The 13,590-nt window shown below is 39.7% G+C and carries 14 protein-coding genes; 6 read left to right on the top strand and 8 right to left on the bottom strand.

The features are described 5' to 3' along the window. Positions 1 to 169 precede the first annotated feature (169 nt). Positions 170 to 421 (top strand): hypothetical protein, encoded by a 252-nt coding sequence (locus ACFS5O_RS01945; protein WP_205724739.1) that lies wholly within the window; start codon positions 170 to 172, stop codon positions 419 to 421. A gap of 176 nt (positions 422 to 597) precedes the next feature. Here ACFS5O_RS01945 and ACFS5O_RS01940 read toward each other — a convergent pair whose 3' ends face one another. From ACFS5O_RS01940 to ACFS5O_RS01930, 3 genes are all read right to left on the bottom strand, one after another. Further along, on the bottom strand, positions 598 to 936 hold the full coding sequence (locus tag ACFS5O_RS01940; protein WP_066391679.1) for a VOC family protein: 339 nt from the start codon (positions 934 to 936) through the stop codon (positions 598 to 600). Positions 937 to 1,212: 276 nt separating this feature from the next. Beyond that, the gene (locus ACFS5O_RS01935) at positions 1,213 to 1,503 is read right to left on the bottom strand and encodes a hypothetical protein (RefSeq protein ID WP_153239177.1); all 291 of its coding nucleotides are present in this window, start codon (positions 1,501 to 1,503) and stop codon (positions 1,213 to 1,215) included. Between the two features lie 93 nt (positions 1,504 to 1,596). Then, a complete protein-coding gene (locus tag ACFS5O_RS01930; protein ID WP_205724738.1) occupies positions 1,597 to 3,990 on the bottom strand; it encodes a penicillin acylase family protein in 2,394 nt (797 codons plus the stop codon). Positions 3,991 to 4,191: 201 nt separating this feature from the next. On the opposite strand from ACFS5O_RS01930, the gene ACFS5O_RS01925 reads away from it, so the two are divergent. Continuing rightward, entirely contained in the window at positions 4,192 to 4,380 is a 189-nt protein-coding gene (locus ACFS5O_RS01925) for a hypothetical protein (protein WP_205724737.1), read from the top strand. A 252-nt stretch (positions 4,381 to 4,632) separates the two neighbouring features. Here ACFS5O_RS01925 and ACFS5O_RS01920 read toward each other — a convergent pair whose 3' ends face one another. Beyond that, a complete protein-coding gene (locus ACFS5O_RS01920) occupies positions 4,633 to 5,262 on the bottom strand; it encodes a hypothetical protein (protein ID WP_318300087.1) in 630 nt (209 codons plus the stop codon). Positions 5,263 to 5,671: 409 nt separating this feature from the next. Here ACFS5O_RS01920 and ACFS5O_RS01915 point away from each other — a divergent pair, with 409 nt between their 5' ends. Then, a complete protein-coding gene (locus tag ACFS5O_RS01915) occupies positions 5,672 to 5,761 on the top strand; it encodes a putative holin-like toxin (RefSeq protein WP_229754327.1) in 90 nt (29 codons plus the stop codon). 170 nt (positions 5,762 to 5,931) lie between these two features. Here the strand turns inward: ACFS5O_RS01915 and ACFS5O_RS01910 are convergent, their stop codons facing one another. Both ACFS5O_RS01910 and ACFS5O_RS01905 read right to left on the bottom strand, forming a co-directional pair. Further along, positions 5,932 to 8,079, bottom strand: a complete 2,148-nt coding sequence (locus tag ACFS5O_RS01910; RefSeq protein WP_205724736.1) for an ATP-dependent Clp protease ATP-binding subunit — start codon at positions 8,077 to 8,079, stop codon at positions 5,932 to 5,934. A gap of 238 nt (positions 8,080 to 8,317) precedes the next feature. Next, on the bottom strand, positions 8,318 to 8,767 hold the full coding sequence (locus ACFS5O_RS01905) for a BsuPI-related putative proteinase inhibitor (protein WP_205724735.1): 450 nt from the start codon (positions 8,765 to 8,767) through the stop codon (positions 8,318 to 8,320). A gap of 244 nt (positions 8,768 to 9,011) precedes the next feature. Between ACFS5O_RS01905 and ACFS5O_RS01900 the strand changes: the two genes are divergently transcribed. The 3 genes from ACFS5O_RS01900 to ACFS5O_RS01890 all read left to right on the top strand — a co-directional run bounded on the left by ACFS5O_RS01900 (position 9,012) and on the right by ACFS5O_RS01890 (position 10,995). After that, a complete protein-coding gene (locus ACFS5O_RS01900; RefSeq protein ID WP_205724769.1) occupies positions 9,012 to 10,382 on the top strand; it encodes an FAD-binding oxidoreductase in 1,371 nt (456 codons plus the stop codon). A gap of 65 nt (positions 10,383 to 10,447) precedes the next feature. After that, positions 10,448 to 10,768: a YbjQ family protein gene (locus tag ACFS5O_RS01895; RefSeq protein ID WP_205724734.1), complete on the top strand. Its 321-nt coding sequence runs from the start codon at positions 10,448 to 10,450 to the stop codon at positions 10,766 to 10,768. Continuing rightward, positions 10,765 to 10,995, top strand: a complete 231-nt coding sequence (locus ACFS5O_RS01890; RefSeq protein WP_318300086.1) for a hypothetical protein — start codon at positions 10,765 to 10,767, stop codon at positions 10,993 to 10,995. Before ACFS5O_RS01895 ends, ACFS5O_RS01890 begins: the two co-directional genes overlap by 4 nt. Before the next feature lie 286 nt (positions 10,996 to 11,281). On the opposite strand, the gene ACFS5O_RS01885 is transcribed toward ACFS5O_RS01890, so the two are convergent. Together ACFS5O_RS01885 and ACFS5O_RS01880 are read right to left on the bottom strand one after the other, a co-directional pair. Further along, entirely contained in the window at positions 11,282 to 12,970 is a 1,689-nt protein-coding gene (locus ACFS5O_RS01885) for a methyl-accepting chemotaxis protein (protein ID WP_205724733.1), read from the bottom strand. Positions 12,971 to 12,980: 10 nt separating this feature from the next. Then, positions 12,981 to 13,421: a chemotaxis protein CheW gene (locus ACFS5O_RS01880; protein WP_205724732.1), complete on the bottom strand. Its 441-nt coding sequence runs from the start codon at positions 13,419 to 13,421 to the stop codon at positions 12,981 to 12,983. Between the last annotated feature and the right edge of the window lie 169 nt (positions 13,422 to 13,590).

Below are 13,590 nucleotides of genomic sequence, written 5' to 3'. Positions count from 1 at the left end.
TTTCAGTCCTGTTCATTTTTATTTTACTAACGAAATGTAAAGAGCGTTTTAACTCCATGTTAGAGTTTTATGGCTTATGCATTCAATTTATGTAGAAACTGAAAAATAATGGTATGAAAAAAGAACTAATTTGCAACATTATGAGTATGACTGAAAAAGGAGTAAAAAAATGGCCTATTACATAGCATGCGATTATGATGAACCTGATCGCCAAAGTTATAGAGGTATCGTGATCATTGATACACTAACAAACGAAGTAGCACACCGTTTCTTTTCAGGAGATTTTAATCAAGATTTCCAAGAATATAGAAGTTGGTTAGAGGATACAGAACCTTATTATTTCGAAGGGGATAGTTTGTTACATTTCGTTGGTGATCTGCATGATCCTGCATTGAACGAAAACGATGATTTTTATCATTAGAGAACTTTCCTTCTTCATTAGTATTTGAAGAGACTGTGTAATCATCGTTGCTTTTAAGAATAGTCACTTCATTCCGGATTACTCGCCCCCTCTTGTAACTAGCCGAGGCAACATTCTTTTAAAAAAGCCAAATAAAAACACCATTCAAAAAAGTTGGATGGTGTTTTTACCCATTTCTAGTCTTTATTCGTAGAATCAATAATTCGAATAGGATTTCCTGTTGCGTCTAGGTAGATGGCATACCTTCCCGGAGGTATCGTACAAGGTATTTTAACAAAGTTCAGCTTAGCCTCATGTTCATGATAGAAGTCATCTACACTATCTACCAAAAACACTCCTCCTGGACCAAGATCATGCTCATCTTCTTCAATCATCAGCTGCACTTCGCAATCCTTCATCGACATCCCTAGTACTTGATTACCTTCACGCCAGGCTTCAGTCATGCCGAGCCCTTCATAATATTGCTGTGACTCTTGTAAATCTTTTACTGGGTGAAACAAGAACGCGAGCTTCATATCAAATACCCCCCTCGTAAAAAATTCGTGATCATGTGCTAGATTTATATTCATTATTCATTTTATGTATTCGTTAAATTCCCTCTCTACTTCCTCATTTCCTGCTCTTTTTTATAAAAAATCCTTACTTTAAAAGACTGTTTTTATATGCATGCTATCTCTTAAAAATGATTGATGTTTGTTCACACTAAGAGTTTTCTAAAATCCTTAAAGAGCAAAAATAAAAGACTGATTCCTCTACACGTTGTGTGTAGTACGAAATCAGTCTTGTCGATCTTAATACGGATAAGGTGGATATGGATATGGTGGGTAAACAGGATAGATCGGGTACGGTCGTGGTGCTAACGCAAGACCTGCGATGGTTCCAAGTGTTAGTCCAACTAGAGCAGGAGCAAAAAAGAAGCGGTCGCTGCTTTCATCCTGACTCTCTGAACTATACGGTAGAATATACGCTTTACTCTCATCTACGTGCTTAAGAACACCATGATATCTTGTGCCACAATGACAATCAATATAGACCGATCTGCCTAAATAACTACGGCACAGTTGATACGTTTGGTATGACAAAGGGTAAACCTCCCAGCTTGTTTTTGCCTTCTCTACACCATATGTCCAACCTGTTATTTTGACAGAGACAAGAGTCTAACGGATTTTATTTTTCTACTCTGGCTTCAAAACGAGATGCTGATCCTTCGGCCATTCTTTCTGATCTAGATTCGTTTCGTGATACTTTCCTGTTGCCCAATCTTCAATCTGATCTTTATACCACGGGCTAAGTACATGGCCGGATTGACCTGGCCCCACTACATGATACGCTCTGGATGTATCGGACATATCAATGACCATGCGCCAAGCTCCACCGTGTGTAATGTTGCCCGTCTCACGGTCCCATCCAGCTACACCGACTGTCACTCTACTTCCTCCCATACTTTGTGTATCAGGATTAAATAAAAGATGTAAAGGTTTGATCGCAGCAAGAGGATGTTCAAAGGTTAACGTATGAAAGTCTCCCCATTTCCACTTCGATGAATCTTCCCCAAATTTTTCTGATAGAAAGGTTATCATCGATTCAAATGAGAGTTGGGTTACTTTTTCTAACCCACCATTCTCCCTAATCCATGGGCCGGGATCCCCAGCATTCGCCTTTCTGATCAGTTCGTCCACAACTTGTTCTCTACCATCAAACATCTTCAGCATCTCTTCACTGATCTCTTCCTTAAACAACTCATCACTAAAATGACTCATCCAGATATGAAAGATTAATGGAGCAGCACTGTCTTTGCTATCCATATGGTCCCATCTTTGTAGAAGGGAGATCACTTTCTTTTCTTTATCGTCCAATGGTTTTTTCATTACTTGCTGAATAAAAATAGGCAGCATCTCTTCTGCTTGCTTGTTTTTTTGATCGAACTGCAAAGATTTCATGTCTTTTGCCGTAAGCTTTTCTTTCCCTTCAAGAACTTCTACGATTCGATGTTGTCGATAAGGTTGAGCAAATGTATCTGAAATATGATAGGGATATGAATCAGCAGTAACTTTATTGTTCGCAGTCGCAATATATCCGTTTTCTGGATTCACACTCCTTGGTAGTTCATCCCACGGGATATATCCTTCCCACTCATATTGATCTGTCCACCCTGGAACAGGAAGTGACGTATACTCTTGTTTACGAACAGGAATCAATCCGTTTGCTTTGTATGCAATCGTTCCGTCTTTACTCGCAAAAACGAAATTTTGTGCAGGTGTATGAAACGATTGAAGTGCTTTTTCAAACTGAGTCCAGTTTTTTGAGCGGTTCATCATGATGATAGCTTCGAGCTCTTTTGACGGCTGAAGAGCTGTCCATTTTAATGAGAGAGCTGTACCTGGTTTATCGTGATGGGCAAATTCAGAGATAATGGGTCCATGTCTTGTGATCACTACTTCATGATCGATATCCACTTTGTCCTTTACTTTAATTCTCTCTTTAACGACATCAGCTTTTTCCCAGTTTGCCAAGTATTGAAATTCATAAGGGTTCTTTGGGTTTCTTTTTTCTACGTATAGTTCTTGAACATCCGGCCCTACGTTCGTAACTCCCCACGCGATCGTCTTGTTATGACCCACAATAATGCCTGGTATACCTGCAAATATAACACCAGAAACCTCATAATCAGGAGCTTTTAGATTCGCCTGATACCAGATAGATGGTGTTCCTAATGAAAGGTGAGGATCGTTGGCAAGAAGAGGTTTACCCGATTTCGTCTTTTTGCCTGAAACTACCCAATTGTTACTGCCATTATGATAGTTTGGAATTACGGAACCTGCGAAACTTTTTTCAAAATCAATGAGTTCTGTTTGCAGATCGTCTAATATGGTTGGCGCGTCCTTCGGATACCCTGGAAATAGATCTAGAGCTTTCTCCTTAGAAAACGTTTCTGTTAAGTAATAACGAAACGCTTGTCCTTCCCAATGTCCACCAAGATCGAAAGCCATATATTTTCCGATTACGAGAGAATCAACCGGGGTCCATTTCTCTGGCTCATACCCGACGAGCAAGAATTCTACAGGTAGCGTGTTGTTCTGCTTCGCCTGGTTCATATAAGCGTTCACACCATCTGCGTACCATGACAGATATTGTTTCATTTCTTTAGAATACTCAGCATAAGATGCTTCTGCCGCTCTCCTTAAACCTAGTGTTCTAAAAAACTTATCACGAGTTAGAGTTTTTTCTCCAATAACCTCACTGAGCATTCCTGAGGCTTGCCTTCTGCTCAAATCCATTTGAAACATCCTGTCTTGAGCGGTCACAAAACCTTGAGCCATAAATAAGTCTTTCATCGATTCCGCTTCAATATGAGGAACCCCGTCTTTATCTCTAAAAACATCTACATTTGCTTGAAGTCCTGTTAGAGGAATAGTCCCATTAATTACAGGCTTGCTTTTTTGTAGCAAAAAATAGGCTGTACCTGCTGCAGCTGCTAGAATGACAACGATAGCTATTCCGATGATCACTAAACTTTTTTTCCAAGATAACCGTTTAACAGACTTTTTTTTCTGAAGCGTACTCTCCACCTATAGACCCCCTGCCACTACAATCTTCCTAATTACATTCTATAATGTGACGGATTTCCCCTGTAAAAAATTGAGAAAAGTAAATGTATTGAAAATCCTCCATACTTTTCGCCTAATTTCACTAAATAAAGACAGGATTCTCACGAAAATGTCGAATATCTCAACAAGCAGTTTATGACAGAAATAATAAGGAGAATTAAAATGGCTAAAATTGTAGTAGATTTCGAAATTAGTCATGGTGAGGAAAAAATGACAGAAGGAAACATCGTGATTGTAAATATCTATCCGAGTAAAGCCAATCTCCACGAACAAGTAAAAAAGCTGATCGCAGGTCAATTCAATTGCTCTGATGAGATTATCTCTATTAAACAAATAAAAATGAATGCATAAACCTAGTCGGATTAGAATGGTTCATTACTCTGTCCTAAGCAGATATCCAAAAAACATTTAAGATGAGAGCTTCTAAGAAAAAAAAAGAGGTGCTTCTCGAAAAGAAGCACCTCTATATGTATAGGGGACTTTATTATCTCATCGAATTTTTAAAAACGTAAGTTCCATTAGACGTATACCGCTAGGCCTATGTTCAACCCTTTAATCGGTAAATTAGCCGGTGGTTGGACAAGTTATCAAGCTTTTGTCATGCTAAAAATACGTTTTAATGATACTTTCAATCTCATCATCCTTCATTCGACCTGCAATTCCAGGCGTTTGAGCAAAATATTTTACTGCTTCACCGCAAGATAGACCTATCTGACTAAGTCCTTTTGCAATCGTAATGAGATAAGTGGCTGGTGGTGGATTCAAATCCTGTTCATGCATATCAAGGTTACAGGTGAAGGTTACCATCGGATACCCTTGATCTTCACCAAGATAGACCATTCGACTGTACCACCCTTGACCAAAGTGGATATATCCTTTTTTAATCACTTCCTCAAGATCAGCCTCTATTTCATCACAGCTATTTTCTTGAGCCGTCACATCTAAAAATTGCTCAACAGTGACTAAGTATTTTCTGCCATACGTCTCGTATGCTTCATTTCTTTCGTGTCCGATAAAAGCTACTCCACCTTCTCCCCATTTCGTCCGCTCTCTTGCAAAATAAAGGGGATACGGCAGAACGGCTTTACCGTTCTTCAGGGGCATGGCTGGATTTCGGCAGCCTCTTTCCCGTTGAGAAGAACCTTCTGGCTGATCACCAAGAATATAACATAAAAAACGATGCTCCATTAAATTCGATCCATAACTTACATACCAAACATAAGATGTGTCCAACGATTAATCCTCCTTAAAATTTTCCTTGCATAATAGTCATGAAGTTTGTCATTTTTTTATACATTGATATACACAAGGGGGATGAAAAGAATGAAAAGAAAATGCTTACTCTACGTATTTTGCTTATTTCTATTTCTTTTCGCAATGTTCCTAGCTACACCTGTTATTTAGATGGTTTTAGAATTGATTTTTTTATAGGCCTTTTGATCCAACCAAGCAAAAATGAAAAATAAATTCGTTTTTGCTCTAAAATAATATTGGTAAAATAATCCTATTGACCTAAATGTCGTTTTTAGAAATAGTCTTTCCGATTCTTGTTTCATTTAAAGAATCGGGATAAAATGGTAATCATACAATACTTTTCCTTCTCTAGTTCTGTACGAGTCTTACTCCTAATTTGTAAGGAGGGATGGGGATGACAGTATTTGAAGCGATGTCACTCATGATTGGTTTTTCAATGCTTGTTCTTACCATAATCCGCTCCAAAGATAATTCATAAAGACAGAGAATATTGTTTCTTATTCATTCTGCCATGCAGATGCATGGCTTATTTTTTCGGATAAATTTAATTAAAAGCTACATACCCTATCTTTGAATTGTAAAACAAAAACCTTGCTGGAGATACTCTCCAAGCAAGGTTTTTAGTTTTAACTCTTCTCTCTATCCTTCTTACGCTTTTTTCACAACAATTTGTCCTTCTGCAACATTTACTGTGAGCTTCTCAACATTCTCGTCATCTAAAAGAACATCCGCGATTTTATCTTCGATGTGTTCTTGAATGATTCGACGAAGTGGTCTTGCTCCAAATGCTGGGTGATATCCTAGTTTAGCAAGTTTTTGTTTTGCAGCAGAAGTTACTGTAATTGAAATGTTTTGATCTTCAAGTTGATCCGCAAGTTCTTGCAGCATCAGATCTACAATCTTCACAAGGTGTTCTTCTTTTAATGACTGGAATTGTACGATGCTATCAAAACGGTTAAGAAATTCTGGTTTAAAATAGCCGCCTAAAGAATCTAAAATCTGCGTCTCTTTTTCAACCTCTTCTGTATTAAACCCTAGTTTCTTTGTTTGTTTTACAGCTGATCCTGCATTACTTGTCATAATGATCACTGTATCTTTAAAGCTCACTGTACGGCCTTGGCTGTCAGTCAGTCTACCATCCTCCATGATTTGAAGAAACATGTGCTGAACGTCCGGATGAGCCTTTTCAATCTCATCGAGTAGCAATATGCTATATGGTTTACGACGGATTTGTTCTGTAAGTTGCCCAGCTTCTTCATGTCCTACATACCCTGGAGGTGAACCGATCAACTTAGACACGGCATGCTTTTCCATGTATTCGCTCATATCAAGACGAATCATGCTTTCTTCATCACCAAAGATTTCCTTAGCTAATGTTTTGGTTAATTCTGTTTTACCTACACCCGTTGGTCCTACAAATAAGAAGGAACCGATCGGACGCTTTTTCGCTTTCAACCCTGCACGGCTTCTGCGAATTGCCTTTGCAACCTTTTCGACGGCTTCATCTTGTCCGATTACTTGAGCTGAAAGTTTTGAAGCGAGCTCTTTCATCTTAGACTGTTCATCACTTTGTAGTTTTCGAACCGGAATTCCTGTTTTCTGTTCAACGATAAGTTGGATATCTTCTACTTGAACAATCGCAGCCTTTTTATCTTCTTCTTGTGTTTTAAGTTTCTCATCGAGTACTAGTTCTTCTTGTCGAAGCTTAGCTGCGAGTTCATAGTTTTCATCTGCTGCAGCTTTTTCTTTTTCTTTAACGATTTCTTCTAAGCGCTCTTCAATGGATGATTTCTCGATCGTAATATGTTGAAGGTTGCTCTTTGAACCTGCTTCATCCATAAGATCGATCGCTTTATCAGGTAAGAATCGGTCTTGAATATATCGATGTGATAATGTCACACAAGCTTTTAGAGCTTCTTCTGTAAATTTAACTTGGTGATAGTCCTGATAACGTGTCGCAAGTCCTTTAAGAATTTCAAACGCTTCATCTGTCGTTGGTTCGTTAACGATAACAGGCTGGAAGCGTCGTTCCAACGCAGCATCTTTTTCAATTTGGCGATATTCTTTAAGTGTGGTCGCGCCAACCATCTGAAGTTCACCACGAGCAAGCGCTGGCTTCAAAATATTACCTGCGTCCATCGAACCTTCTGCAGAACCCGCTCCTACGATCTGGTGCACCTCGTCCACAAAAAGAATGACGTTCTTGCGTTTTTGAAGTTCTGCGATCAGTTGTTTCATTCTCTCTTCAAACTGACCTCTTACGCCAGTATCTGCAACAAGTGAAGCAACATCTAACAAGTACACTTCTTTGTTCAGAAGTTTTGCCGGTACATTGCCTTCTACAATTTTAGTAGCTAGGCCTTCTGCTATTGCAGTTTTACCTACACCAGGTTCCCCAATGAGCACAGGGTTGTTCTTTGTACGACGGTTCAAAATCTCAATAACACGACGTACTTCTTGATCACGTCCGATGACTGGATCGATGATTCCTGCTTTAGCCGCATCAGTTAAGTTACGACCAAATTTATCTAAGAAGCCCCCGCCCCCTCGTTTTCCTTTTTGAGTTTGTTGATGCTGATGATTGTTAGCCTGATCAGCAAAAGCCTGACCATTCATCATTTGTTGAAAAATATCATCGAAAGAAGAAAAATTCATGTTCATTCCTCCCCCAGTTGTCATTTCCTGTTTTACTTTATGGTAACAATTAGAGCAAAGCACAAATTGTTTCTTTTCTTTATTCATAGAGATACTCATCTGAATCGTAGCAGGATTAACTTCACATTGTTCACAACGCATACTTGTAACCCCCTATAAGATTTTTTTTTGTATAAATTATTTGCGATTATAACGGTATGCCATTCGTTTCGCAACTTATATGATTAAGGTGTTTGAAGTGCAAAGTTTGACTTTGACTTTCTTTGACCTTTCACCTTTAATCATATTATACTTTGACCTTTTTTGACTTTCAAGTATTTTGTTTGACTGTTAAAAAAAACAAAAAAGAGATGAGCTCTTAACTCATCTCTTCCCCAAATCAGTTCCAATTAAAAGTGATTTTTTGTCTATAATCTTCTGTCTCTCCCGTTGGTGTCAACCATACTTCAAGTGTGTATGCTCCTGGCTCAAGCTTATTGACTAAAATATCCTGCTTAAATACATCCGCTTGCTTCAATTTTAACGAACTAAGAACTTGCATAAACATATGGTTTTTCGAGTATTGGTAAACAATTTTTCCATTCTTGTCTTTGATCACATAATCAAATTTTTGACTAGATGAAAATTGAAAGACCTTTTCTTTTTCTGTTTGATTTTTTAATTCATATCGAAATAGAATACCTTTTGCATTCTGCTGTTCTTGAACATTGATTGTACTCTCAATACTTCCTGCAACGATACCGTTCTGACCACCTTGTCCAGATCGCGCTTCTTTGTCACCCTCTGGACTGTGTTGTTTCTTATCGTCTTTTTTACCATCACCTATCACTGGTTGCTCTCTCCCCTCGGATTGGTTTTGGCTGTCATTGTTCCCACAGCCTGTAAAGACTATCGAAATACATAATATGAACAGTATAACACGCCATTTATTTCTTCTACATTTTATCATCGTTCTTCACCTCACTTGTTAGTTTGGGCATATATACGTAATTTCATGTTTGAAAAGGATTTTTAGCTTACTTCATGTAGAATAGAGATTACATCATACGTATAAGGAGTGTGTTTCTTTGGAAATGACAAAGTCAGATCTTTTGCTTGAAATGCAGAAAATAACTTCTGAAAAACGTGCCACACAAAATGAAACGATCCTCTGGCAGCATAGCCACGATGAATCTTATCACCACCCTGTTTCTCCTGATGTTGTTGTATACCCTGTATCAACAGATGAAGTTTCGTCTATTTTAAAATTCGCAAATGAAAACAAAATTCCTGTTGTGCCTTACGGAGCCGGTTCCAGTCTCGAAGGTCACTGTATACCTGTAAAGGGCGGAATCTCACTAAATTTTCAAGAAATGAATGAAGTGTTGGAGATTCGTCCGGATGATTTTTTAGTGAAAGTACAGCCTGGCGTTACACGTACTCAGCTTAACCTAGCACTAAAAAAATTCGGATTGTTCTTTCCAGTCGACCCAGGAGCTGATGCTACGATCGGTGGGATGGCAGCAACGAATGCAAGTGGGACTACAAGCGTAAAATACGGAATCATGCGCGACCAAGTAAGAAACCTTAAAGTAGTACTTGCTGATGGACAGGTTATTCAAACCGGCGGAATGGCCGCTAAATCGTCAGCCGGCTATCACTTGACCTCCATGTTTGTAGGCTCTGAAGGGACTCTTGGGGTTTTTACAGAGATCACATTAAAAGTATACGGCATCCCTGAATCTGTATTAGCAGCACGGTGTACCTTTCCATCTGTTCAAACCGCAGTTGAAGCGGCCGGTGCGATTCTTGGCTCTGGTACAGGTATCGCAAGGATGGAGCTAGTAGACGAACGTTCGATCGTCCAGGTGAACCATAATAGTGATACGGCGTATACGGAAGCTCCTACCTTATTTTTAGAGTTTCAAGGTAACCCAGCAAGCGTTACGTATGAAGCAGCACTAACAAAAGAGTTACTCGAGAGCTTTGGAGGTCTAGAATGGGTGGAGGAACGTGATTCTAAAGCTCGTGCTAAGCTTTGGGAAGCTCGACACCACTTAGCTTATGCGTTTAAACATGGCTATCCTGGTAGATCGATGATGTTCACAGATGTTTGTCTTCCACTCTCTGAATTGTCCGGAGCCATCGTACACGCGAGAGAAACGATGGATGAAGTCGGTGTACCAGGTGCAGTGCTCGGGCATGTGGGTGACGGTAACTTTCATGCCATCTTGATGTACGATGGCTCGATTTTGGAAGAGCGTGAAAAAGCAGATATGGTCAACGCTCGTATCGTGGATCATGCTCTTCAAAAAGGCGGCACGTGTACAGGAGAGCATGGTGTAGGAATCGGTAAAGCAAAATATTTAGCTAAGGAACATGCTGATACTCTTCCCATCATGTTGACTATAAAAAAACAATTGGATCCAAACGACATTTTAAACCCTGGTAAGATCATATTATAGAAATGAAACGAAGAGCTTGTATGATTCGTATATAGCGTTATCACAAACCAAGGAGGCGTTATTTCATGATTGTCGTTACGACAGAGAACATTAAAGGCTATGATGTGAAGGAAGTAAAAGGTTCTGCTTTTGGAGTCGTTGTACGTGCTCGTGGAATCGGCGGCGACATCATGGCAGGATTGAGAGGCATCCTGGGTGGAGAGATCAAAGAGTATACGAGCATGCTTGAAGATGCCCGAAAGCAAGCCGTTGATCGAATGGTTAAAAATGCGACGGAGATGGGCGGGAATGCAATCATCATGATGCGCTTTGATTCTGGAGAGATGGGCAATAACATGAGCGAGATCGTTGCTTATGGAACGGTTGTCGTCATTGAAAAACAATGAACATCATAAATATTCTTATCGGCTGGCAGGTTTTGTCTGTCCTCTTACTGGTTATCTTAGGCATCATCTCCTGGATGTATTTTGATAAGCGATACAAAAAAAGTGAGACAAAAGTGCCTTCAGGCTATATTTGGACAGATGAGATATCAATCGATCCAACCTCTGGAAAAAGAGAGCGCGTTTATTATAATCCGGATACTGGCGAACGGTTTTATAAAGAAGAATAAAGATAAGCTTGTCTTTTGAGGAATCCCCCTTGGAAGACAAGCTTTTTTGTAGCTCGTTATGTTTTATTGATATTTTTTGGTGCGGTTGCAAGGTTTTATGCACGGCCCCCGCGTTTTATGCTCGGTCCCCAAGTTTTATGCTCGGTCACTGAGTTTTATGCTCGATCCCTGAGTCTTATGCTCGGTATCAGGTTTTATTTTTGCACTACTATCTAGATTCCGTATCAAACTAACAAATAAGCCGCCCATTCAAGCTGGGCGGCTTTCACTAAACTGCTTTTCATTTCTACACTTTAAATTTATTTATCGCTTCATTCATTTCTTCAGCTAATTGAGATAATGCGATCGAGGAAGATGAGATCTCCTCCATGCTTGCTAACTGTTCTTCCGCAGAAGCAGAAACTTCTTGGGTGGACGAAGCGGCTGTTTCTGCCATCGATGAGATCACATCGATCGAGCCAACAACATGCTCGGTACTCGCTGTCATCTGTTCTGTTGCTGCTGAGATATCGCTCACTTGACCAGATACTTCTGCAACTGTATCGTACAGACTTTTAAACGCTTCTCCTGATTGATAGACAAGTTCTCTACCGCCATTCACCTCTATTGCACCATTTTTCATTGCAGCAACGGCTTTTTCAGTTAGTTCCTGTATGCTAGTGATCAGTTGACCGATCTGTGATGCAGATGCTGATGATTGCTCTGCTAATTTCCGTACTTCATCAGCAACTACTGCAAAGCCTCTGCCTTGTTCTCCTGCACGTGCAGCTTCGATCGCTGCATTCAGTGCTAGCAAGTTTGTTTGACCGGCAATATCCGTTATCACATCAACAATATTCGTAATTTCTTGAGACTGCTCACCAAGATTCTTCACAACTTGAGAGGTGTTGTCCATAGAAGTGTGGATCGCATCCATTTGGCCGATCGTCTTTTGTATCGTTTCATTTCCGCCTTCTGCTACCTGCATCGAACGGGCTGAAGCTTCAGACATGTTCTGCATGCTAACTGCGATCTGTTGAATCCCTGCAGAAAGCTGGTTCATCGCTTCTACGATATCGTCTACTGTGCGAACTTGTTCTTGAGAACCTCCAGCTACCTCACCTATCGTTGTTGCGATCTGTTCTGTTGCCATACTCGTTTGCTCAGCTGAAGCGGTTAATTCTTCAGAAGATGCTGCCACTTGTTCAGCTGTGGCTCTTACTTGTCTGATTAAGCCGGCAAGGTTCGTACCCATATGGTTGATGCCATCTGCGAGCATACCAATCTCATCTTTGTTTTTAATAGAGATCGGATCCATCGTCAGATCACCGTCCGCTATATCATTTAGCATGTTGGACATTCTTACAACAGGTCTTGAGATCATGCGGGAAATCGTGTAACCGATTGCAAGTGCAGCCACAACAATAACGATTCCTAGTATCGTGATAAGAGAGACAACAAACTTCTCTTCGTCATGAATGACTACTTTACCCTCATCCAATAGGTTTGCTTGTCGCTTGCCCATCTCTTCTGTTACGGCTCTCATATCTCTGCCTAATGGAAAAAGAGTGCTTTTCGCATATTCATTTGCAGCTTCCATGTTACTCATTGAGTTTTGGAGCACGCGGTCTGATTCCGTTCTGTAATCATTGTTTAAATAATAGATCTTCTCTAGTCTATCTTTATCGGCCTTAGCTTTAACGAGTTTCATCGTTTTAGTAATAAGTGTATTAATTCTTTCATTTGCGTCAGTCAGCTTTTGCTTGCTTTCGGTCGATTGCTCAAGCAAGTATTCCCGAACACTACTGTTTTGAACGGTCGCTTGGAGTTCGATCTCTTTCGCATTGTTATAGATCACTGTTCTTCTGTCTAACAGTTCACTGTATGTTTGTTGCATGTCTTTTATAAAGTAGAAGAAGACCCCGCAAGTTGCCGCAAAAAGAACAGCAATCGTTAAAAAAGATCCTACTAGCTTTTTTCTCAACGTCAATTTCATACTGCACCTCTTATAAATTTCTGTTGCTAAAAATGACAGGACAATTTAGTACAATGACTAGATGAAGATCCTGCTTAGAGACACCTTTTATTAACGAATCTTCTCTTGAACGAAAACTTCCTGGTGATTGTATGGAATCTGCTTCAATATCAATAACATCGGTTGCAGCTTCAGTTAGTAGCCCTAAAAAGTTTGCTTCATTCTGCAAAATAACAATTCTAGTCTGATCGGTGAGCTCTGTTTTCCCTTTACCGATCAGCTGTCCAAAATCTATGATCGGAATAACGTTTCCTCTTAAATGAATGATTCCTAATACATCTGAAGGCATCTCTGGCATCGGTGTTATGTCCAGAACACGCTCGATTGAAGCGACATGTTCGATCGGCAGGCCATATTGTTCAACACCAGCTGTTATTACAACAATCTTTAAACTTTGAGTGCTAAGTGACATCTCACTTGCTCCTTTTCTAGGTATTTCTTCATTAAACGAAAGTCATAAGTTTTCCCTCTTTTTATCGGTTTAGAGTTTCAAATGTTTTAGTCTTAAAATGATATTAAAACGATTAGTCTTTTTTAGAGTTTTTTAGCTTATTTATCATCAATAAAAAAACACCTGAGCA

Origin of the sequence: Fictibacillus nanhaiensis, from assembly GCF_042686385.1 — a bacterium.
Classification (GTDB): domain Bacteria; phylum Bacillota; class Bacilli; order Bacillales; family Fictibacillaceae; genus Fictibacillus; species Fictibacillus nanhaiensis.
The sequence above is the reverse complement of the archived record's forward strand: the minus strand, read 5'-3'. Positions and strand labels throughout refer to the sequence as shown.